Origin of the sequence: Spirosoma terrae (assembly GCF_010435915.1) — a bacterium.
Lineage (GTDB): Bacteria > Bacteroidota > Bacteroidia > Cytophagales > Spirosomataceae > Spirosoma > Spirosoma terrae.
In genome coordinates, this window is the sequence record NZ_JAAFZH010000003.1 from 153,390 (window position 1) to 176,674 (window position 23,285).

17 protein-coding genes and 2 pseudogenes are annotated in these 23,285 nt (G+C 48.3%); 8 read left to right on the forward strand and 11 right to left on the reverse strand.

Features of this window, described 5'->3' with window-relative positions; genetic code table 11:
• Nucleotides 1-130: 130 nt before the first annotated feature.
• Both tal and GK108_RS08615 read right to left on the reverse strand, forming a co-directional pair.
• Nucleotides 131-1,237, reverse strand: coding sequence for a transaldolase (tal, locus tag GK108_RS08610; RefSeq protein WP_163945928.1), 1,107 nt, complete (start codon nucleotides 1,235-1,237; stop codon nucleotides 131-133).
• A gap of 157 nt (nucleotides 1,238-1,394) precedes the next feature.
• The gene (locus GK108_RS08615) at nucleotides 1,395-2,438 is read right to left on the reverse strand and encodes a TIGR04086 family membrane protein (RefSeq protein WP_163945932.1); all 1,044 of its coding nucleotides are present in this window, start codon (nucleotides 2,436-2,438) and stop codon (nucleotides 1,395-1,397) included.
• 838 nt (nucleotides 2,439-3,276) lie between these two features.
• Here GK108_RS08615 and GK108_RS08620 point away from each other — a divergent pair.
• Genes GK108_RS08620 through GK108_RS08630 form a run of 3 tightly spaced genes read left to right on the forward strand, consistent with a single transcriptional unit; the run spans nucleotide 3,277 to nucleotide 9,580 of the window.
• On the forward strand, nucleotides 3,277-4,329 hold the full coding sequence (locus GK108_RS08620; RefSeq protein ID WP_163945935.1) for a chemotaxis protein CheB: 1,053 nt from the start codon (nucleotides 3,277-3,279) through the stop codon (nucleotides 4,327-4,329).
• 48 nt (nucleotides 4,330-4,377) lie between these two features.
• Nucleotides 4,378-8,826: a CheR family methyltransferase gene (locus GK108_RS08625; RefSeq protein WP_163945939.1), complete on the forward strand. Its 4,449-nt coding sequence runs from the start codon at nucleotides 4,378-4,380 to the stop codon at nucleotides 8,824-8,826.
• A gap of 34 nt (nucleotides 8,827-8,860) precedes the next feature.
• Nucleotides 8,861-9,580: a histidine kinase gene (locus tag GK108_RS08630; protein ID WP_163945942.1), complete on the forward strand. Its 720-nt coding sequence runs from the start codon at nucleotides 8,861-8,863 to the stop codon at nucleotides 9,578-9,580.
• A gap of 73 nt (nucleotides 9,581-9,653) precedes the next feature.
• On the opposite strand, the gene GK108_RS08635 is transcribed toward GK108_RS08630, so the two are convergent.
• The 6 genes and pseudogenes from GK108_RS08635 to GK108_RS08660 all read right to left on the reverse strand — a co-directional run bounded on the left by GK108_RS08635 (nucleotide 9,654) and on the right by GK108_RS08660 (nucleotide 15,332).
• Nucleotides 9,654-10,127, reverse strand: coding sequence for a response regulator (locus GK108_RS08635; RefSeq protein ID WP_163945945.1), 474 nt, complete (start codon nucleotides 10,125-10,127; stop codon nucleotides 9,654-9,656).
• Between the two features lie 276 nt (nucleotides 10,128-10,403).
• A complete protein-coding gene (locus tag GK108_RS08640; protein WP_163945948.1) occupies nucleotides 10,404-10,748 on the reverse strand; it encodes a hypothetical protein in 345 nt (114 codons plus the stop codon).
• A 425-nt stretch (nucleotides 10,749-11,173) separates the two neighbouring features.
• A pseudogene (locus GK108_RS31530) lies at nucleotides 11,174-12,078 on the reverse strand (fatty acid desaturase family protein).
• Nucleotides 12,079-12,333: 255 nt separating this feature from the next.
• Nucleotides 12,334-13,164 carry a lysophospholipid acyltransferase family protein gene (locus GK108_RS08650; protein WP_246224761.1) on the reverse strand — a complete coding sequence of 277 codons (831 nt, stop codon included), beginning with the start codon at nucleotides 13,162-13,164 and terminating at the stop codon, nucleotides 12,334-12,336.
• 168 nt (nucleotides 13,165-13,332) lie between these two features.
• The gene (locus GK108_RS08655) at nucleotides 13,333-14,424 is read right to left on the reverse strand and encodes a response regulator (protein ID WP_163945955.1); all 1,092 of its coding nucleotides are present in this window, start codon (nucleotides 14,422-14,424) and stop codon (nucleotides 13,333-13,335) included.
• Nucleotides 14,425-14,429: 5 nt separating this feature from the next.
• Nucleotides 14,430-15,332, reverse strand: coding sequence for a sensor histidine kinase (locus GK108_RS08660; RefSeq protein WP_163945958.1), 903 nt, complete (start codon nucleotides 15,330-15,332; stop codon nucleotides 14,430-14,432).
• Between the two features lie 395 nt (nucleotides 15,333-15,727).
• On the opposite strand from GK108_RS08660, the pseudogene GK108_RS08665 reads away from it, so the two are divergent.
• Nucleotides 15,728-16,282: pseudogene (locus GK108_RS08665) on the forward strand (Tn3 family transposase); the annotation flags it as partial.
• A 74-nt stretch (nucleotides 16,283-16,356) separates the two neighbouring features.
• Here the strand turns inward: GK108_RS08665 and GK108_RS08670 are convergent.
• Complete coding sequence (locus GK108_RS08670) at nucleotides 16,357-18,402, reverse strand: M13 family metallopeptidase (protein ID WP_163945961.1); 2,046 nt, start codon at nucleotides 18,400-18,402, stop codon at nucleotides 16,357-16,359.
• Between the two features lie 257 nt (nucleotides 18,403-18,659).
• On the opposite strand from GK108_RS08670, the gene GK108_RS08675 reads away from it, so the two are divergent.
• The 3 genes from GK108_RS08675 to GK108_RS08685 all read left to right on the forward strand — a co-directional run bounded on the left by GK108_RS08675 (nucleotide 18,660) and on the right by GK108_RS08685 (nucleotide 20,972).
• Entirely contained in the window at nucleotides 18,660-19,115 is a 456-nt protein-coding gene (locus GK108_RS08675; RefSeq protein ID WP_163945966.1) for a DUF4920 domain-containing protein, read from the forward strand.
• Nucleotides 19,116-19,172: 57 nt separating this feature from the next.
• Nucleotides 19,173-19,610, forward strand: a complete 438-nt coding sequence (locus GK108_RS08680; protein WP_163945970.1) for a hypothetical protein — start codon at nucleotides 19,173-19,175, stop codon at nucleotides 19,608-19,610.
• An 81-nt stretch (nucleotides 19,611-19,691) separates the two neighbouring features.
• Nucleotides 19,692-20,972, forward strand: coding sequence for a metal-dependent hydrolase family protein (locus tag GK108_RS08685; protein WP_163945974.1), 1,281 nt, complete (start codon nucleotides 19,692-19,694; stop codon nucleotides 20,970-20,972).
• Between the two features lie 81 nt (nucleotides 20,973-21,053).
• Here GK108_RS08685 and GK108_RS08690 read toward each other — a convergent pair whose 3' ends face one another.
• Nucleotides 21,054-21,914, reverse strand: a complete 861-nt coding sequence (locus GK108_RS08690; RefSeq protein ID WP_163945977.1) for an alpha/beta fold hydrolase — start codon at nucleotides 21,912-21,914, stop codon at nucleotides 21,054-21,056.
• Nucleotides 21,915-22,012: 98 nt separating this feature from the next.
• Here GK108_RS08690 and GK108_RS08695 point away from each other — a divergent pair, with 98 nt between their 5' ends.
• Nucleotides 22,013-22,720 (forward strand): TerC family protein, encoded by a 708-nt coding sequence (locus tag GK108_RS08695; RefSeq protein WP_163945980.1) that lies wholly within the window; start codon nucleotides 22,013-22,015, stop codon nucleotides 22,718-22,720.
• 97 nt (nucleotides 22,721-22,817) lie between these two features.
• Here GK108_RS08695 and GK108_RS08700 read toward each other — a convergent pair whose 3' ends face one another.
• Nucleotides 22,818-23,201: a hypothetical protein gene (locus GK108_RS08700; protein WP_163945983.1), complete on the reverse strand. Its 384-nt coding sequence runs from the start codon at nucleotides 23,199-23,201 to the stop codon at nucleotides 22,818-22,820.
• Nucleotides 23,202-23,285: the final 84 nt, after the last annotated feature.

Sequence of the window (23,285 nt, forward strand, 5' to 3'; positions counted from 1 at the left end):
GCAAAAAACCACTGTTGACGATCGCCCAACTTTATACCCACCGTTCAGAAAAACGTCCCATTTGGAATGGAGATTCTTTGCAATGTATCGTCCTAAAATCATCCGATAGTGCAAGCACCATCGAGCGATTTTAGTGTAAGACAGTAGTCACTGCGCTTCGCTGCTGGTCAATGGCTTGGATTAACTTGTTATAGGGCTCATTAAATTTCTGAATACCCTCCTCTTCTAATTGCTGGGCTATCGCACTCAAGTCGATTCCTACTTGTTGAACCTGCTCCAGCACCCGTTTGGCATCTTCGTCATGATCTGTCAACCGGAGGGTTGCCTGACCATGATCCCGAAACGCATTCAGGGTATCCATGGGCACGGTATTGACCGTTTTAGGACCAATCAGGGTTTCTACGTATTTTACATCGGAAAAGGCGGGATCTTTGGTACCTGTACTGGCCCAGAGCAACCGCTGCGGTACCGCCCCGGCATCGGCTAATTTTTTGAACCGTTCGCTGGCGAATACCTGAACGTAACTGGTATAGGCTTGTTTGGCTAGTGCGATGGCGACTTCCCCCTTCAATTCAGACAAATTCCGTTCCTTCAGCATGGGATCAACCAGGGTGTCAATGCGGCTGATGAAGAAACTGGCTACAGAGGCTAACTGATCAATGGGTTGACCCGCCTGTAAGCGATCTTCCAAACCAGCGATGTAGGCTTCCGCAACGGCCATATAGCGGTCCAGGCCAAACAGCAGCGTTACATTGATATTGATCCCTTCGCTTATCGCCTGCCGAATGGCGGGTAAGCAGGGTTGTGTTCCCGGTATTTTAATCATCACGTTGGGCCGGTCCACAGCTTTCCATAAAGACCGCGCCTGCTGGATAGTTTTTTCCGAATCAAGGGCAAAATGGGGCGATACTTCCAGACTCACGAAGCCATCGGCACCACTTATTTTGTCCTCGTAAACGGGGGCAAACAAGTCTGCAGCCCGCTGAATGTCGGTTACGGCGACTTCGTAAAAAATAGCTTCGTTCGAATGATCCGTCCCGGCCAGGCGTTTAATGTCCTCATCATAGTCCTGGCTACTGCTGATCGCTTTCTCGAAAATGGCCGGATTAGAGGTTAAACCCCGAACCCCATCTTCATCAATCAGACTTTGCAGTGCGCCCGTGTTCATTAATTGACGGTCAATAAAATCAAGCCAAATGCTCTGGCCCAGTTCATGAATTTGTTTAACTCGGTTCATATAGTTGTTGAGTACTAACGCTTCGAAAACTCTATAAGCTCTTCAATACTGACAGGAAGCCCGAAAAAAGGCCAGGCGATGGCTCAGCCTTTTTTCTTATGCACAAAATCGCACAGGCTTACCAGTAAACCACTTTACACACCCCATACTGTGTTATCTAGCGAACTACTTCCCGAACGGGACGGTCGTACGTGTTGGAATCGTCTTTAGAATCGGTTCCCATTTTGGCTCCGTATCCTGATGCTACCACACCGATCAGTAATCCGATGAAGCCGAAGATGGCCGCTTTCGAACCGGCTGAAGCCGCGGCATCACCTGCCTGACGAGCCTTTACTTTGGCTTCCTGCTTCGTTTGTTCAAGTTTGACGGCCGCCTGTTTATAGCTGCTAATCCAGTTATCAACCGTCTGTTCCGACTCAGCCCGGCTTTTACCCGTCCGCTTCATGACGACGTTCACGGCATCTTCCCGATCAACGCCGTTGACGGTTGACTGCCCCTGTTTAAACAACCGGCTAAACAAACTTCTAGCAATAGCATCGGACTCCTGTGGGTTAGAAGCCGCTCGGCTCGCTGCCGTTTGGGTCTGATCACCAGCCTGGTCAGTTTTCCGTTCAAGGTCATCTGGATTCAGATTCGGGTCGCCCGTCTGGCGAAGCAAGGTAGTGACCTCATTCTTCAAATTGCCTAAATCCAGCTTATCCGTATCGACTCCATTGGCTTTGAGCTGATCCTGCACGATGTTGCCCAATCCTGGGCCCGCTGCACTAGCTGCCGATCCGGCTGTTTTCACGATGCCGCCGACCAATCGGCCTGCTCCGCCAATAAGGCTGCCTAATGTCGTTGTCAGAAAATAGATGGTCAAAAGGGTTACCAGGCACCAGGTTAGCACGCCATGAATGATTCCATCAAACAGCCGGGGGGCACTGGCCAGTCGACCGGCTACCCAGCCGCCCAGAAATAAAGAAATCAGACTGCTGATGATGTACCAGATGGCGCTGCCTATACCTAATCCTGCCATTGGATTTTGTTCTTCCATCGGATCAATTGTCCCCAATCCTATGCCTAATCCCATTAGGGTCAGAAGCATTTGGGTGACAATAGCGACCAGGACACCGGCGAATACGGCACTCCAGGAGATTCGACTCAGAAAATCCATTCGTCCCAACCTGGGGCGATCCTCATAGGGGATTGTGTGTTCCATAACGTTTTATTAAAGTTGTCGAGTAAAATAAAGCTTTCCGATCAACCTGACTGGACCTAATGATTTCGGCTCGGCCTGCAACGTATAATCTAAACCCTATGGGTAGATAATTAGCCTATTGAGCCTATAGGTAAATTTCATTAATATCAAAGGTATTTCTTTCGGGCAAGGCTATCTATGATGGTTATCATACACCCTTATGACACTTATTTAAACAGGCGCTTTGGAGCCTTACTACACCAATGTGATCTCAATTGAGGGATTCTCCACCCTTTTTATGTATTTGTTTCCAGGGAACGGTCCAGGCTTAGAAATCAGCCTTGAACATTCCTGTAAACACTACGTTACACTCGTTCGAAAGAGTCCAGACTGATCGTTAGCCTTCGCTTTCTTCTTCGCACAAATGCTTAAACAAACCTTTTCCGCCACCAAGCCCTATGTGGCCAGGCTGGTCTGCGTCCTGCTCTCGCTGGTCATTATTATTTATGGATGGATTGCCCTTTCGTAAAACCTTGCAGCGAACTAGCCTCCTAACTGAGTGGTTAGTTCAGGACCAGCCAGATTTAGGCAAAATAAAAAATAGAATAAAAAGGAAATGGTACCGGAGCCACTGTACCCTCCTCAGGTAGCTGGAGACAACGGTAAACTAGTAGCCGAAAACTATAGATTTAACTTTTTTAGAAATCTATCCGTTTAATAGATGTTGAACGCTGTCAGTCCTATACGGTTTCGGTATATTCCTGAATAGAAGATCCCTTCGGATCGGGCACATGGATTAAGGACGGATTGTAATCCGCTATACCCGGCTATCACTAGTCGGGTTAACAACCTTTCCATCATGGCAAAACGCAACATTATTGTCATTGGCGCATCGACCGGTGGCGTTGAGGCATTTCAACAGCTCATTGATCGCTTACCCGACCATCTGGACGCAGCCATCTTTATCGTCTGGCATATGGCTCCCACGCTTCGTGGGGTGTTACCCCAGCTACTCAGTAAATTCACAACCATTCCCATTGCGCATGCCTACAACAATGAGCCACTTCAGACCAACCGCATTTATGTAGCGCCCCCCGACCATCATATGCTGGTTGAAAATGGAAACATCCGTATCACACACGGTCCCAAAGAAAACCGTTTCCGACCTGCCATTGACCCGCTCTTTCGCTCAGCCGCTTGTGCGTATGGCAATCGGGTAATCGGCGTAGTCTTATCCGGCGCGCTCGACGACGGTAGTGCTGGCCTTTGGACCATCAAACATTACGGTGGCCTGGCCCTGGTACAAGACCCCCAGGAAGCCCACGTAGCGGCAATGCCAGAAAATGCCATTCGTCTGGTAGCCGTCGATTACATTCTTCCCGTAGCCGAATTAGCGGCCAAGTTAGTCCAACTAGCTGGACAGGACGTTTCCGATTTTCCACAGATTTCTATGGAAGAAGATGAAAAAACGAAAACCGAGATTCGTATTGCGGCTGACGAGACGGCACAAGGCCTAACCATAATGGAGCACGGTCAATCCAGTCGCTATGCGTGCCCGGAGTGTCATGGCGTACTAACCCAAATCAGAGAAGGTTCGCTATCCCGCTTTCGTTGCCATACCGGACACGCTTACTCGTCTGATACACTGCTGGCAACTATAACGGAAAAAATTGAGGAAAACCTCTATGGTGCCCTTCGTGGAGTGGACGAAAGTATTGTTCTGCTTAACCAATTGGGCGATCAGCTGGCCGAAGCAAATCAGCCCAGGCAGGCAGCTATTTATTTCCAGAAAGCACAAGAGGCTCACCTACGAGGAGAACACATTCGACAAGCTATTCGTACGCACGAGCCATTAAGTCTCGAAAAGCTGACGCATCCAGATACCGATATAATCCTCAACAACTTACATTAGATGTTATTAACTTCCTAAAACCATTCTTAACCAGCCACACGATAACCAGTGAGTAAAAAGAAATTAACCCCGGCAACACCCGGTAAGCCCAGCCCCGGCCAGACCCTGATCGTTGGCATTGGCTGCTCAGCAGGCGGAGTGGAAGCGCTAACCCAATTTTTTGAGCAGGTAACCCCTGACTCAGGCTTAGCCTACGTCGTTATTTTACATCTCTCCCCCGATTATGATAGTCAGCTTACCCAGATACTGCAGAGTGTGACCAGCATCCCCGTCACAAAGGTGGAAGAGCGGGTAAGAGTCGTTGCTAATCACGTGTACGTCGTACCGCCTGATAGGCACCTGCAAATGGCCGATGGCGATATACTTGTATTGCCGAATGCGCGCATAGAAGATCGGCGGGCACCAGTAGATATTTTCTTTCGCACCCTGGCCGAGTCCCAGGGCTCCCAGGCCATAGCAGTTATTCTCTCAGGAACTGGTGCCAATGGTTCGATGGGTATTAAGCGCATCAAGGAAGGGGGCGGGGCGGTTTTTGTACAAAATCCCCGCGAGGCTGCATTCAATGAAATGCCGCGCCATTCCATTGCTACGGGGCTGGTCGATGACATTCTGCCTGTGACCCAGATTCCCGCTAAGTTACTGGCTTACCTACAAAACCGGGCTACTGTCGTCATAGACCTGGGCCCTAAACCAGAGACAGAAAGCCAGCAGCAGGCCTTGGGCGAGTTATTTGCCCAACTACGCCAGCGTACTGGTCATGACTTTTCCAATTATAAGCGCCCAACCCTACTGCGTCGGCTGGAGCGCCGGATAAACGTTCGCAACCTGTCGGGACTGCCCGAGTACGTAACTTTTCTGCGCGAGCATCCCGAAGAAACCCAATCGCTGCTCAACGATCTGTTGATCTCAGTCACCAATTTTTTCCGGGATAGTCCTGTCTTCGCTACCCTGGAGAATCAGATTATCCCCCTATTGACCCACGAAAAAAGAGAAGACGATATCATTCGGATCTGGGTGGCCGGTTGTGCTACGGGCGAAGAAGCTTACTCGCTGGCCATACTGTGCGCTGAACGTACACTGGATGTACTTGATGCGCCCCGCGTGCAGATCTTTGCCACCGATATTGATCAGGCCGCCATTGCTATCGCCCGCGAAGGACTTTATACCATCAATGATGCCGCCGACGTATCGCCCGAGCGTCTGCGTCGATTTTTTACGCAGGAAGGTGAGCAGTACCGCATTCGTCGGGAGATTCGGGAGATGGTCCTGTTTGCCTACCACAATGTGCTCAAAGATCCCCCTTTTTCCCGGCTGAACCTGGTGAGCTGCCGCAACCTGCTCATCTATCTGAATCAGACGGCTCAGCAGCGGGTACTGGAGACATTCCATTTCGCGCTGAATCCCGACAGCTATCTGTTGCTGGGTTTGGCTGAAAGCATAGATGGAGTTAGCGATTTGTTTGCTACCGTGAATCGGGAACGGCACCTGTTTCAAAGTCGCTCTGTGCCGATGCGCTCCTTTCCCGTACCCGACATGAACCAGTGGCAGGCCTACCAGATCAAGCCTTTGCATGAGCCATTGCCGAAGAGAGACGAACGCTCGAACGAGCGGGCCAGTTACGGCGAGTTGCACCAACGATTACTGGAACAGTATGCGCCCCCATCCATTATCGTTAATGACGAATACGATATCCTGCACATATCGGAGCGGGCGGGGCGCTACCTGCAAATTGCCGGGGGAGAACCTTCCAAAAACCTGCTGAAACTTATCCGACCTGAATTGCGCCTGGACCTGCGCACCGCCTTCTACCAGGCCAGCCAGCAGCGGACCAATGTGGCGGTGCGCCAGCTTAAACTTCGTTTAGACGATCAAATCCAAACCCTGACCCTCCACGTACGTCCGGTGCTAGGGGAATACGATTCGGCGCGCGGTTTTATGCTGGTCCTTTTTGAGCCTACGCCCGAGGAGGCAGGTGATGCCGAACGGGCGCTGACTTCGGTTGGACCAGCCGCCCACCACCTGGAGGAAGAATTGATTCGAGCCAAGGCACAGTTACGGCTGGCCAATGAGCAGCACGAACTACAGGCCGAAGAACTCAAAGCGACTAACGAAGAGTTGCAGGCCATAAACGAAGAACTGCGCTCGTCGGCCGAAGAAGTTGAAACCAGTAAGGAAGAACTTCAGTCGATCAATGAAGAACTGACAACAGTCAATCAGGAGTTGAAACTAAAAGTGGAAGAGATTTCACTGGTCGGAAACAACCTGCAAAACCTGATTAACTCGACCGACATTGCCACTCTGTTTCTGGATCGTAGTTTGCGGATTAACCTGTTTACACCAGCGGCACGAGATATTTTCAATTTGATCCCAACGGATTTCGGACGGCCCGTAACTGATATCACCAACCGATTAGACTATACGCACCTACAGGAGGATGCCGAACGGGTATTGGCAACGCTCCAGCCGGTAGAGCAGGAAGTAAGAACTACCGACGGACGCGTATATATGATGCGGATGCTCCCTTACCGAACGGCCGACGACCGCATCAATGGCCTGGTGGTGACGTTCGTCAACATTACCCAGCGCAAGGTTGCCGAAGAAGCCAACTATTTTCTGGCCTCGATTGTCGAATCATCGCAGGATTCCGTGATTACGGTCAATTTTGATGGGATCATCACCAGTTGGAATAAAGCTTCCGAAACACTCTACGGGTACTCGGCTGTAGAAGCCATCGGTCAGTCACTAGGGATGCTGACGCTGCCTCAGGATTTGAGCGAGGTGCTGAGACTAACCGAAAAAATCAAGCAATTCCAACGGGTTGAAACCTACGAGACCGTCCGGGTTACCAAAGATGGCAAATCCCTCATACTGGAAGTTGTACTTTCACCCGTAAAGGATACGGCTGGGCAGGTCATCGGAGTGTCGAGCGTGGCTCGCGATATTACCCAGCGTAAGAAGGCCGAGCAAGCCCTGCGCGAGTCAGAAAAAAGGTTCAGGCTCACCATCGAAGCCGCCCGTATGGGCACCTGGGATTGGAATTTAGTAACAGGCCAGGTGATTTGGAACGAGCAGCACTTCCGACTGTTTGGTATGAATCCTCAACCTGGCCCCCTCAGTTCGAGCGATTATTTTGCCCACGTGCATGCTAGTGACCGTGAGCGGATAAGTCGCCAGTTGCAAGAGGCTATTGACCGCCGGACCGTTTTCGATGCCGAGTTCCGCGCCGTGCTGAAGGACGGTTCCCAGCGGTGGATGAGCGGTTATGGACGCGTAGTAGAGGAAATTGACGGAAAGGCAACCCACATGAGTGGTGTAATGCTGGACATTGATACGCGCAAACGAGCCGAAGAAACCCTGCGCGAGTCGGACCAGCGGAAAGACGAGTTTCTGGCTATGCTGGCTCACGAGTTACGCAATCCGCTGGCCCCCGTTCGGACTACACTGCAGACGCTAGGATTAGGTGCGAATCAGACCGAGACAATGAGTGCCGCCCTGGCGTTGATGAATCGTCAGGTGGCACATTTAGTTCGACTGGTAGATGATTTACTGGATGTAAGCCGGATCAACCGTGAGAAGATTACCTTACACCTGGAACCGCTCGATCTGAACGCTCTGTTGCAGGAGGCCTCCGCTGTCATGCGTCACCACTTCGAAGAGCGCCGGATTGAGTTGTCAGTGTCCGGGCCGAACGAACCCATCTACCTGTCGGGCGATGCCATCCGGCTGACGCAGGTAATGACTAATCTGCTGACAAACGCCGTTCGCTATACCCCCGAGGGAGGTCAGGTTTGGGTGAGTCTGGAATTAGTAAATCAGGAATCGAACCAGTCGATGGCCTGCCTACGGGTAAGGGACAATGGTATCGGCCTGGCAGCCGACCAGTTAGAGCGAATTTTTGAGTTGTTTGCTCAGGTAGACAATTCACGGGCCCGCACCCAGGGCGGATTGGGGCTGGGCCTGACATTAGTCAAACGGCTGGTTGAGCGGCATGGAGGGCGCGTGCAAGCCCGGAGTGGTGGGTTGGGGTTAGGCAGTGAATTCGTGGTTTACTTACCCGTTCTATCTGTCTTACCCGAGCCTATTCAAGCGCCTTCTAACTCTGTTTCCGCAGTTGCGGTTAAACAACGAATTCTAATCGTGGATGATAATCAGGACGCAGCCGATTCGTTCGCCATGCTATTGGAATTAAGTGGTTATCCGGTTGATGTACGCTACAGTGGTGAGCAGGCTATTGAGGCCGTGCAGCAAGTGAAACCAGAGGTAGTATTGCTCGACATCGGTATGCCTGGGCTGGATGGCTTTGAAACAGCCCGTAAGATACGGCAACAGAAATGGGGCCGTAGCCTGATCTTAATTGCCATGACAGGGTATGGACAGGCTGAGGACAAACGGCGGAGCCAGGAAGCTGGTTTCAATGGACATCTGGTCAAACCAGTTGAACTGGAGTCATTGATCCAACTATTTGCTTCGCTACCACCTCCCGGAAACCCGGCCTAACCTTTAGTATAACTCTCCTTAATCCGATCCTCTCATGGCCACACCAACCAATGACCGCAACGCACAACTTAGACAGTTAGCCGACTACTTAGTGTACCGTCAGGAGACGATCATAAACCAGTGGTGGGCCAGATGCTCACAAAATGAAGATATTCAGGCATGTTCCAGCATTTCAAAGGAAGACTTTACCGATCAATTCCCGCTCCTGCTGTCTATGTTTACACAGAGCGTCACCGGTGAGTCCTATGAAAGTGGCCATCTTAAAATAGCCAGCCAATACTGGGTTAAGCGCTGGCAATACAGCTACCCGCTGGCAAACGTATTGACTAAATTAGATTACTTTTACGATAGCCTTGATCTGGAAATTCAGCAGTTTGTTGAACACTATCCTCAAACAGAGCCTGGGGTAAGTATCCAGTTTTATAAGCAATTATTCCGGCTGTCGAAGGCAGTCAATAATGATATTACGATACAGTTTGATCAACTACAGCAGGCAACATCCAACGAACAGATACAAAAACTGCAGACAGAGATTAATAGCCTTCACCAATCAACCCGTCAACGGGTTGGCCTCCTACAGCATACCGTACATGATTTACGAAGTCAGTTTGGTATCATCTCCACGGCTACTACTTTACTACAAGGGCCGCTTGCCGACGATGAACGGGCAAAATTCAGGGATATGGTAACGCGAACCTCGAAAACTGCCAATCTCCTATTTTCTAAATTGCTGGCAGACGGTGAGGAAGAGTAAGCCCGATTGGCATCCGATAATGAGTAAACGGTCCGATTAAGGGCGAGTGGTATACGGATACTCAGAAATTAGATTAGCCAAGGGGTAGGGTAACTGTATTCCACCAGTAGGCTCGCAACGACTGAATGGATTGCAGCCACTGAGCATGATCGGTAGGCTTCACTATGTAGGAATTGGCCCCAAGTTCGTAGCCCCGCAGAACATCCTGATGCTTAGCAGAATAAGAAAGTAGGGTAAGGGGAATTAAGCGATAAGGCGAATCCTTTCTTTTTATCTGCTCAACGAAACGTAACCCATCCTCAGCGAAAGGTAAATACAGATCTAACAAAATCAAACTGGGTAATTGCTGTTTAAGTGCCTGACAGTGGCGAAGCTGTCGAAAGGCTTCCTCGCCCGACACAGCGACTTGAAACCCTATTTCAGGTATACATCCTTTCAGTACTGTCCGAATTAGATCACATTGATCTGGATTGTCGTCGATTAGAAGAATGCTGGCTCCCCGGAAACTTCGTCGGATGGTAGTTTCTGGTCCATACAAATTATGCATTGCTTTTGGGGTTAGTAACTGGTTTCGCTGACGGTTCGCCGAGTAGGAAGTGTTTTTTAATAATAAACCTAACAGCGACTAGATGCTAGCGGAAAGCGCAGAAAAACGTAAAACCAAATTATACGTCTGCTGCAATTTTTGAAAATCAAGTAGTCAACCAACAGGTACCAAGACTCCTGTGAAGTATGGTAGTCAATGATTATGACGGCTAATACGGGTTGCTCTCCTATTAATTAGTCAATCAGCCTATTTGATTGGCTAATTAATAGGAGACGCCTAAAAGTCCGCTTTATTAAAATTAGCTGGCTTTGCCGTTTGATACCAGCTTTGATATAATTCAAAACCGGCCCGTCTGTATTGATGCAGTAAGAGAGAGAATTGCTGGGCTGAAAAGACTCGATCAGGCAATAAAACCTGCGTGTTGATAAATGTCTTCATGCCATTAGATTCTGTCTGTAGATATTTCCAGAATAGCCAGTCCTGGCTTGACAGATGTTTTTTGAGGTAAGCGTTTTCAGAACGCTTACTAGCCGTTTGCGCATTAGGGGACAATTGCCTGAAGCATTTGATTGCCTGAATAATTCGACCTAATGCATTTAATTCATCAATAGTTGGATTCATCGGTAAATATTTGCCTTTATAAGGTGATTAAGGTCAGGTGAGGGAAGTAGCATTTTTAAATGTAACGTCAGGAAGGCCATTGAGAACCACGGATTCGCCTTATTGCCTATGAGCCAGATCAGAATCAATTTTCTCTCCTGATCTGGCTCTACCATCATTTACAGCCGGAACAATTGTTTGTTGATGGAGCGATCGTAAACCTGATAAAGGTGAATAAGTAGCTGATGTGGGTAATGAGTAAACCGGGGGAATGCCTACCTGGTAAGCAAAAATAAAAGCTGTTTACAAACTGATCTATGACCATTATCGGTAGGTAACATGATGGTTATCAGTATTTTTCAAAGCAAATACCTGTGTAGATTCTTTAAAAGTGGACTGGATTGCCTAACGCTTCAATATTGCCCAATAGTTAGACCAGCTAAGATTCAGTACACCAGCTCAGCCGTATTTGGCGTTGTAATTCGTATCGTTCGGCGTCGTAACAATGCAATGGCTTCAGTATCGCTGGAGAAAGCCCCATTCAGGTTGACCATATGTCTGGCCAACGTGCTGTAGCGTTTATGCATCAGAAGAAAGAAAACTTGGCCAAAGTCCAGTCCATCAAAAATAATAGCCTGGTGACTGGCATACTGATCCAGTGTTTTAAGAAAAAACGTCGGGTGTTCAGTCCAGTGCATGGCAGGTCTGACGTGGTGACTAATGTGATACCCATCATTCCAGCACGCTTTATTATAATTATACCCCACATTAATGCAGGTAATACTGTTTTTATAAGCATTACCAGGATCGTCAGCATCCACAAATGCATGTTGCGTCCAGTTGCCAAGCATGGCCACTAGGCGATAAATAACCAGAAGCAACAAAAGACCATCACCGTAGCTGGCCAGTTTACAAAACAGATTAGCAAGCATAGGGCACCGAAAGCAATTTCGCCTGTTAACGCCCGTCTGGCCAGCTTAGATCGATTTTTTCGGTGCAGATACGACAGCAGGTTTCGGACGCCAATAGCAAAAAAACGACCGAAATAAGCTCGGAAACTTCGCCAGCTATCCCGCTGGAAGCCCATGGTACTGCTGTCATCATCTTCTAGATTATTTTCAGCATGATGCATACCGATGTGGTGACTATAATAAGTTTCGGGGGTGTGGCCAAAAAAAGGGGCCAGAACCCAGGGAAGGTAGTAATTCATCCAGCCATACTCCGACTTAAATAATTGCCGATGGCTCGTACAGTGAAGCATAAGCCCAAAAGGGCCTTTAATCCCAAAATTGCTTACCCCGAAATGAAGAGCGGCCAGGCCCCACCAGGTCCAGCCCGTTATAAAGGGCATAAACAACAAAATACTCAACGGGATCAGGCTACCACTGATGCAGATTATCAAATAAATAAAAGGCAGATCGCGTTCATTCTAATAAAGCGCAGAAAAAACTCATCGGTCCGCGTATAATTCTTTCCAGTGAATACCGGATCATGAATAAGGCCTAATTGCTTCATTTCAACTAAATCAATTGGGGAAGACCAGCCACCAGCGGCCGTTGCTAACAAATATGTTTGGCCAAGTATACATCGTGTATAGCCAGGTGCATTACGCGGGTTCGGCAGCCATGCCTTTCCAGCGGTTGTGCGACCATAACCAGAACACAGGCGCATGGGTTATAACCCGCTCAAGAGCCTGATAGTACTGTCGTGTGATAGCCAGGGGTACCGTTTTAGCCGCCTGTTCACTCAGTAATCGAAAGGTGAATTGATATTGAAATCGATCCGTTTGCCTAGCCTCAATACTCAGAACAGTCGCATTAGATAGCATTGCCATGCGTTCTGCTCCAATCTGTACCGCCGTATCCTGATGCAAAAACGGCAGATGATGTTTGGTGCTTCCAGGGCCGGGACGCTGATCGGCAATCAGTAACAGCAAGGGAAGATTATGAGGGTCTCGCAGAACCATTAATGCCTGACGGTAGAAATTTTGCTTGGGAATCAGGCTCATGCCTAAACGCGACCGTAGGTAAATCAATAATCGATTGAGCCAGTGGTTTTTGATAGGGCTGTAGGCGGTATAAACCGGGTAGTCGGTAAGTTGAGGAAGTTTGGCCAAATACTCCCAATTGCCGTAATGCGAAGCGAGTAAAACAACAGGGCGGTGCGCCTGGTGTAAAGTAGACAGCAGACCAAGGTTCGTAAAACGAGCTAGTTGCTCCCGATGCGCGTCCGAAGCACAGAAAAATAAGAACGGCTCTACGCATAAATCGCTAATGTGTCGGTAATAGCCATTTAACAGTTCTTGGTATTCCAGAGTTGATCGGCCAGGAAAAGCCCTGGTCAGGTTCGTAATGATCATCCTGTAGCGATACCGGAGCCCATAACGCAGGATCACAAATAAGACAAAAGACAGACCTTTCGCGATGAAGAGAAGCAAATTCCAAGTAATAACAAGGGATTTAATGGCCGTTGATGTTGAGCTGATCATATTCCAAAGTTCGACCATTCAACTTCCCTCACCTATGATTGAAAACCTGATAGCCATGATGGGTATCAGCTAACGTACTGACCGATGTCAGCTCATAAGCTGATAGGGATCAGGATGTCAGTGTTTTAGCCGGGTAAGCCGATCAATATCCAGTAATGTAATCTGACTGCCTGAAAGCTCCAGCATCCCTTCGGCCCGTAAATCACTCAATACCCGGATCACGGTTTCGGAAGAAGCCCCTACTAATTGAGACCAGTTCTCCCGCGATAACGTCATGGATAAGGAGCGCTTACCACTCGACGGTTCGTTGGGGGGCAGCTTTGTGGGCATACGCTTCGATTCATCGGCCACGGAATAAAAGGTACGGTGAACTAGTAGCAAGGCCTCCGCAACCCGTTTCCGAACGGGTTGGTAAGCCAGTTTAAGCAAGCGTTCGTCGCGTTGATTCAATTCAGTCGCTAGCAGACGCATGAAGTAAGCGCCTATATCGAGGTGATTAGCTACGAATGCCAGAAATTCGGCTTTGGGAAGGGTACAGATTTCCGCATCCAGTAGCACTTCGGCCGATTCGCCATGAGGGGTGCTTAGTATTAAACCCGACAAGCCGACAAAATCGCCCTCACCTGATAAAGCGGTGATGAAGGCATTGCCGGAAACATCGGTTTTAAAATGCTTTACCTGGCCACTTCGAATATAAAAAAGATTTATCGGGGCATCCCCCTCTGTGAACAGAACTTGTTTCTTCGTGTAGCGAAGGGAAGAATAAGGAATTCCATCCGAATGCCGAAACGCGTCCAGAAAATCGGCTAGCCCTGGCTGATCGACATCCTGTCCTGTTTGCTCAGCTTTTTTCAGTCGAAGTTCGACAGCCGCTAGCAGGTCAATGTCGTCGATTGGCTTGGTCAGATAGTCGTCGGCACCTAGGTTCATGCCATTACGGATGTGGGCAGGGTCAACTTTTGCCGTCAGAAAAATAAAAGGTATCCGGGCGGTAGCTGGATCTTTGGTCAGAATATGTAAGACGCCATAACCATCCAGCCCGGGCATCAGGATATCGCATAAAATCAAATCAGGTCTGGCAGATCGGGCAAACTCAACGCCTTGCCTGCCATCAGTAGCCTGAACAACATGGTACCGGGCCATTTGCAACATCTCGGCAATGTTTTCACGGACTTCCTGTTTGTCTTCGATGACCAAAATGGTTTTCATGCTAGCTAGTTTGTTAAAGGCAGTTGAACCGTGAAGGTAGTTCCCTGGCCTACCTGGCTCGTAAAGGTTATTGATCCCCCTAGCAATTCCGCATAGCGTTTAGCCAAGTATAGTCCCAGGCCTGTACCCTGAATGGGCACGGCGTTACGAGCACGAAAAAAATGACTAAATAGCTTGTCTTTATCCGCATCAGGAATACCAATACCCTGATCGGAGACCGTAAAGATAGCGTGGTTGTGTTGAGTAGCGCTAACCAACCGAATATCTGTATCCTCAGAAGAATACTTGCTCGCATTGATTAGTAGATTAATCAGGATATTTTTGAGAAGCTGACCATCCAGATTAAGCCATAAAGGCCCTGTTTGCGGAAGGTAATGAAACCGCTGCCTGGGTTTTGCCATGGTCTCCACACTGGTGATCGCTTTCTGACAAAGAGCGGTAATCTCCAACGGCAGGTCATTAGACCCTACGGCATTCTGATCGATCTGACTGATGCTCAGAAAATCATTGAGCATACTGGTTAAACTATTCACTGCAGCTTTAATGCGTTGTATATGACGCTCCCGATTAGCGCCCTCCTCAGGAGCGCTATACTGGCTAATAAGCGAAGCTGAAGACAAAATGGTCATCATCGGGGTGCGAAACTCATGGGAGGCCAGTGTAATAAAGTTTGATTTCAATTCATTCAGCTCGCGCTCCCGAACGAGCAGCTTGCTTTGTTCTGCTTCGACATGACGATGCCTTGCAACCACATCCTGCGCTTGCTGCAGGGCGGATTGGACAAGATCCAGTTCCTGCCTGCAGTCGGCTACCTGCTGAAGCAGTTGCTGATAAGTCTGTTCGAGTTGAGATAGGTGCTGATTCTCTTCGTTATCACCCCCGATTTGTTCTGTGTTTAGGTCGTTCATCGTTGCTATTAATATAGGAGGCTTTTCAGGCGAAGCGAATCCAATCGACTGTGACACGAATGGTAAACGGAGAGAAGGGGTACTTTTGTTTGAGGCAAACCGACATTACTTAATCCGCGCAGGTAAGCATAAAGCGATTAACGTAACTAAATTTAATGGTATACAAGTTAAACAAAAAGGCTATATAAACGGTAGCCACTAGTTGGCATCAGTTAACCTCAAGTGTGATACACTTAACACATTTGGCTTAGGATTGATCCTTATTGTGTCTGCCCATTCATCAACGTGATGAGCTTTGCACGAATAGCCTCTCGGGTCAATATTTCTATACAACTAGTAGCTATCTCGCTGAAAAAGAGGTTTTTGCAAGCAACCTCGTCAGCTCGTCCTGGCTGCATATTGCCAGTCAATGGGATGAGATTTTGCGTTTGGTGGCCACGATCAAACTAGGCTACGCTAAAGCATCACTGCTTTTTAAGCGGCTTAATTCGTACGACCGACAGCATCCACTTTACCGGGCATTACGGGATTTAGGGCGTTTGTTCAAGACGGAGTATATTCTGCGTTATATCAACGATCCCCAGTTGAGGGAAACCGTTGAGGGAATTCTAACCCGCGTGGAACATGCCAATCGGTTTGCCAAAGCTGTCAATCTGGGCAATAATGACGAGTTTGACTGTGCTACGTATCAGGAACAATTAATTGCCGAGGGCTGTAAGCGTTTAATCATGAACGCCATCAATTATTGGAATCTCTTGTACTTAAGTGAACAGCTTAAACGTTGTGCGAATTCGGCGGAACGTAAGGTTTTATTGGAAGCCATTCTGCAAACCAACACCCACACCTGGCATCATGCCAATCTGCAAGGCGAGTATGATTTCAGCGACGATAGCCCCCTATCGACTATCTTTAAATTGCATGAGATACTCAGTGCCAGAACAGTAAAATAGATCCGTAAAATGAACGTGACGAATTTGCTTCCTTTTTTTAGATTTACCCGAGAGGGGTTGGGGGTGAGGGGAAACTACCAGATTTTTGCCTGATCGATTTCTGGTTTGTATAATTTCTGACCTGGTTTTACGTCAAAAGCCCGGTAGAATGGTTCGAAATTGGTGAGCGGGCCATTGACCCGGAATTTGGCAGGAGAGTGTGGGTCCGTTGAAATGCCTGCCCGCTCCGTTTCGTCACGAACCTTAATTCGCCATACCTGCGCAAAACCAAGAAAAAATCGCTGATCGGGTGTGAATCCATCGATTTTTTCGGTGCTCTGGCCTTCTTTGGTCAGCTTAAATGCCTGATAAGCAAGGGTGATCCCGCCCAGGTCGGCCAGGTTTTCGCCCAGTGTCAGTTGACCGTTCAGGTGCAGATTGTCCAGAACTGTGTAGTTATTGTACTGATTAACAACGGCCTGTGTTTTGGTCTTAAACCGTTCCGCATCCTGTTTGGTCCACCAGTCTCGCAGATTGCCGTTGGCATCGTATTGTCGGCCCTGATCATCGAATAAATGCGTCATTTCGTGGCCAATTACCATGCCAATACCGCCATAGTTGATGGCATCATCGGCATCTTTATCGAAGAAGGGAAATTGCAGAATACCGGCTGGGAAAACCACTTCATTATTGGTGGGGTTGGCATACGCATTGACAGTGGGCGGAGTCATGCCCCACTCGGTACGGTCAACAGGGCGATTGATTTTTGCGAAATCCTCTTTGTAATGGTGTTTGCGGGCGCGCTGAACATTACCGTAAAAATCGTCACGCTTAATATCTACGTCAGAATAATCTTTCCACTTATCGGGGTAGCCGATCTTCTTAACAAACTTATCCAGCTTCGTAAGGGCTACTGTTTTAGTTTCAGGGGCCATCCAGTCGAGCTTTTCGATACGTTCCCGGTACACCTTCTGGAGGTTATCGACCAGGGTTAACATGCGTTCTTTCGCTTCTGCCGGGAAATATTTCTTTACCCACAATTGCCCCAGCGCTTCTCCTAACGCTCCGTCCGTCCGGTCGGCAATACGTTTCCAGCGTTCGGGAAGCTGTGGCTGTCCGTACAGCGTTTTTGCGTTGAAATCGAAGCTGGCTTGTTCAAACTCTTTGCTGAGTAGACTTGCGTTACGATCCAATAAATCGAACACCAGTCTGTCTTTTAACAGGCTGATAGGAACGGTGGGTAGTATTTTGTCCAGTGCCCGATAGTAGCCCGGCTGACCAATCAGAACCGTATCGATACGTTCCAGCTGCATGATGTTTAGCAGCGTTCGCCAGTTCAGATTGGGCATCTGCTTCGTTAAATCGGCGACGGCAAACTTATTATAGTTAGCAACCGGGTCGCGTAGTTCGACTGGCGCTTTGTGTGCTTTAGCCAGCTGAGTCTCAAACTCCAGAATGGCATCGGCTTTGGTACGGGCAGAAACAGAGTCAACGCCAACCATCGTAAACAGCTTTGCTACGTAGGCAACAAAAGCGGATCGAATTTTTTTTGTCGCTTCGTCGGTGCGGGTATAATAGTCTTTTTCGGGAAGCGACAACCCAGCCTGGCTGAAATTGATGCGGTTAATGGAGCTTTGACGATCATCGGCTCCCACATAGAAACCAATAAAATCTCCGCCTGGTCCCGACTCGTCGGCAGCGATATACTGCAGGAATTGTTTGTAGTTGGTCAGTGCCGCGATTTTGGCAAGCTCGGTCTTGACTGGTTCGTAGCCTAACTTTTGAATGGTAGCCGTATCCATACCGCTGGCATAGAAATCCCCGACTTTCTGCTCTACGCTACCTGATTTAGCATCCGATTTGGCCGCTTCTTCCAGAATGGAGCGTGTCTTTTTCTGATTGTCTTCATAAATCTGATAGAACGATCCCCAACCAGTTTGATCGTCGGGTATTTTGGTTTTGCGGACCCAATTGCCATTCGCATACGTAAAGAAATCGTTGCCGGGGGCTACCGTAGTATCCATCCCAGATTTATCAAAGAAAGAGGTGTGGGCTGGCGTTTCATCACTTTCTTTCTTCTGGCAGGCAGTAGTGGTTAGCAGGCAGATACCAATAATAAAAACCGGATTAATTCGTAACATCTGTGTTCGTTGTAAGTGAAAGTATTGGTCGGTATGTGTTGAAAAGCAACTAGTTTGGCGTATTTTTTTGAACGCAAGCCAAAAATAACTGCCTATATTTTTTATTGATCTACCTAGCATAAAGCTGAATCATAAAAAACTTACTAATCTACTGGGCCCGTCTGGTGCTGACAACGAAAGCCGGATAGAAAGCCTTGGCGCAGAAGCCCGAATCTTTGTTTTATCTTTGTCTATACGTTTGACAACAATCTATTACCATGAAAAAACTGTTCATTGTCGGTTTACTCGTGACTGCCTCTATGGGGGCATTTGCACAAGGTGAAATTAGTTACCACGGGAAAAAAATTACGGATAATAACGCTATCCATGCCACGCAACTAACAACTAAAATGGGCGATAAAAAAGAAATGCCCGCTAAAGTTGAAGGGACAGTAGAGTCGGTCTGTAAGGTGAAAGGATGCTGGATGAAAGTGAAAACTACAGACGGCCAAACTATGCGCGTTACGTTCAAGGACTATGGTTTTTTTGTACCGAAAGATATCGTTGGCAAAACCGTTGTTTTTGAAGGGATTGCCGAAAGTACCCTTACGCCCGTAGCTGATCTGAAGCACTTTGCCCAGGACGCTGGTAAATCGAAAGAAGAAATCGAAAAAATTACGGAGCCGGAAAAGGCAGTTACGTTTGTTGCCGACGGCGTTATCGTAAAAAGATAAGCACATAATCCAACCGTTTTGCGAGCAGACGAATCCTTATCAAAAATGCTAAAGGATATGCTGAGTTTCACAAAACAGATTGCAGGTGTATGTATTATTGGATCGGTGCTTTTTGCTGCTTGCCGGTCATCTGATTCAGGGAAAATGCCGTCCGATCAGGTGTCGCTTGGGCTACATCAGTCGGCTCGGGTCGGCGCAGACGTAGCGGTTCGGGCTGATTCTATTCAGGATAGCCGGTGCCCACTGGATGCTAATTGCATTTGGGCGGGTCAGGCAAAAGTGAAATTACATCTGTCGAAAGATACGGATTCAACATCGGTTGGGCTGATTCTGGAACCTGGTGCGAGTAAAGATCCCGCTAAACGCAAAGATTCGACCAATGTTACGTTAGCTGGATCGGCCTATAAAGTGATTTTGCGCGAGGTGACTCCGTACCCAAGCCGAGCCACTGAAGGCCAACCGCAAACGGCTGTTGTGCAGGTTACCAAATTATAAAAGTTGTTCGGTGTCTTTTTTGTAGATTGAGGGCTGCAACGTACTGTTGCGGCCTTTTTTGTACCCAACCAACAATCATTTATGAGAAAAGTATACTTGCTGGCGGGGCTGTCGCTGCTGGCGGCTCCTCTGTTTGCCCAGCGCACCCTTATTCACTGCGGAAATCTGTTTGATGGCGTCGGAAATTCGCTTCAGCCACAAATGACCGTTGTGGTAGAAGGGAATAAAATCACCGCCGTACAAAAGGGCTATACAAACCCTGCCGGAAAGGACGTAGTAGTGGATTTAAAATCGAAGACGGTGCTACCCGGTTTGATCGATATGCACGTTCATTTGGAAAGTCAGACGCGTCGGGGCGGGGCTATCGATGGCTTCACCAAGAACGTGCCCGACGTAGCGTTTCAGTCGGCGCAATATGCCAAAGCAACCTTGCTGGCTGGTTTTACGACTGTTCGCGATCTGGGTGGTTCGGGTGTCAATGTATCGCTACGTAACGCCATCAATGCCGGTTTAGTGGAAGGCCCCCGCATTTTAACGGTCGGAAAAGCCATTGCTACCACCGGCGGCCATGCTGATCCGACGAATGGATACCGGAAAGACCTGATGGGCGATCCTGGTCCATTCGAAGGGGTAATCAACTCGCCGGAAGATGCTCGAAAAGCCGTACGTCAGCGTTACAAAGATGGCTCAGACCTGATTAAAATTACGGCCACTGGTGGCGTGTTGAGCAATGCGAAAGATGGATCAGGTCCGCAGTTTACGGAAGAAGAAGTAAAAGCCGTTGTGGAAGCCGCCAAAGATTATGGCTTTGCCGTTGCGGCTCATGCGCACGGAGCTGAAGGAATGAAACGAGCCATTCGGGCGGGTGTACAGACGATTGAACACGGTACGTATATGGACGATGAAGCCATTGAACTGTTCAAAAAATACGGTACGTACTACGTCCCTACGATTATTGCCGGAAAAACGGTAGCCGACTCAGCAAGGCATTTTGGGTATTATCCGCCCTTGGTTGTTCCGAAGGCGCTGGCTACCGGACCTAAAATTCAGGCTACGTTTAGCAAGGCTTATAAAGCCGGTGTAAAAATTGCGTTTGGAACAGATGCGGGCGTGTTTATTCATGGCTACAATGCCAAAGAGTTTGAATATATGGTGGAAGCCGGTATGCCAGCCGTTGAAGCCGTTCAATCGGCGTTGATGACCAATGCCAAATTGCTGGGTATGGATGCGCAGATTGGCTCTATAGAAACCGGTAAACTGGCAGATATTATTGCGGTGGGGGAGAACCCTGTTCAGAATATCAAAACATTACAAGCCGTTCAGTTTGTAATGAAAGACGGCAAAGTCTATAAAAAGCCGTAACCAATCCATAATCAGTTCAATTTATAAAACCACTTCGAACCGCCGAAGTGGTTTTATAATAAGCAGCAATTGGGTTAAAGATCAGTTACTCTCGCTTTCCATGATCAACGCCGTAACGCGGTCGGGTTCTTCGTGTTGCACCCAGTGCGTGGCATTTTCCAGATAAACCAATCGGCCATTATCGCACAGAGTAAGACTGAGCTGGGCCATTTCTACCTTTAAAAACGCGTCTTTAGCGCCCCAGATGATCAATGTTGGAACCGTAACCCGAACAGAAGGCTGGCGTTTCATGGGGCTTCTAAGTACGGCCCGGTACCAGTTAATCATAGCTGTACTAGCGCCCGTCTGTGCCCAGGCTTGCTGATAGTGCTGAATGTCCTCACGCGAAAACGTTCCTCGTCGGCTGCTACGTAGCGCCTGTTTAAGGAAACGCCAGTTGTTAAGCTGTACCAGGAATTCGGGTAATTTAGGTAATTGAAAGAAACCAATATACCAGCTACGTAGCATCTGGCCCAGATTCCTGCTGGCAAATTGCTTCATCACAACCGGATGCGGTACGTTCAGAACAGTCAGCCGTTCGATACGGTCAGGATACGTAACGGCCGCCCACCAGGCTACGGCCGCTCCCCAGTCATGCCCAACAATTACGGCATTTTGCCGGCCTGCTGCGTCAATCAGGCCGATTATGTCGGCTACTAACGTATCCAGCGAATAGGCTGAGATTCCCGAAGGTTTATCACTGAGATTATAGCCCCGCTGATCGGGTGCCCAAACGTAGTAACCCGCTTCGGCCAGCGCATCGATCTGGTGTCGCCAGCCATACCAGAACTCTGGGAAACCATGAAGCAAAATCAGCAACGGACCATCGGCAGGACCCGCCTGAACAACATGAAGCCGAATACCATTTGTGGCGACATAAACACGTTGCCAGGAATCTTGCATGGCTTTAATGAATTAATGAGCAGAAACTTTACAAACCGGCAGGTAGGGTTTAGAGTTAGTAGAGGAACCAAGTCATTCTCATCTCCTTCACACATACAATGACATTTCTTGATAGTATTGTTCCGCTACTTACTCTGATTGTTCTTGAAATTATTTTAGGAATCGACAACATTATTTTCATTTCCATTCTGGCAGATAAACTACCCGTCGATCAACGCGATAAACTACGTTATTGGGGGCTCGGTCTGGCTATGGTTATGCGTCTGGGATTGCTGGCGCTGATTGCCTGGATCATGCAACTGGATAAAACATTGTTCACCATCGCTGGTATTGACATGACGGGAAAAGGGCTGATTCTGATGGCGGGTGGTTTATTTCTGATCTATAAAAGCACGAAAGAAATCTACCACAAAGCTGAACTGGACGAAACCGCCGACGAGCCCAACACCACCAAGTCGACTTTTCGCGATTTATTGATTCAGGTATTGATTCTGGATATGGTGTTCTCTATCGATTCCATTATTACGGCCGTGGGCATGGTCAGCGAACTTTGGATCATGTATACGGCTGTTGTCGTTACAGTCGCCATTATGCTGATAGCCTCCAAGCCGATCAGTGCCTTTATCAGCAAACATCCATCGTTTAAAATACTGGCGTTGTGTTTTCTGTTAATTATTGGCATGTCGCTGGTGGCCGAAGGGCTGCATTTTGAAATACCGAAAGGCTACATTTATTTCTCGATGGCTTTTGCTTTCTTAGTCGATATCATTCAAATGAAAACGGTTCGTCCGGCCAGCGGGAAATGAGCCGTTTCGGTGTGAGCGTATCAGCGGGTGTATAAACAAAATTAGCCTCCAGTATTGGAGGCTAATTTGATTCCAGACAGCTATAAGAAAAACAGTATTAGTCGTTACCAGTGGTCACCGTCGTTTTCTTGTCTTTGGTGGCCATTTCTGATTTTGGCTGTGCCGACGTGCTGGCTCCCTGCATTTTGTAGTTACGTACCGCTACGTCCATATCGGGCGTGTGGTCTACCGTAACACCGGCGCTGGGCTGCGTACCTGGCATTGGGTGTTTATAGTTGGCCAGCGGACCTGCTACTGTTCCCGGAGCGGGTACCGATACTGCTTTCTGATCAGACCAGGTGCGCGCTACGGCTGCTTTGTTGCCATGTTTGTAGTTGTGAACAGAATACGTTACGTCTTTACGTAACTTGTTGTTATCCTGAGCAAATGTGGTTAAGCCTGCAAGGCCAATAAGGGCTAATGTGAACAAATATGGTTTCATGACTTATGACGAATTTTAGTTGGTCAATGCCAGCTGATTTTGTTTATCGCTGATTGACACTACAAAGGTCAGAAGCCGGTGTTA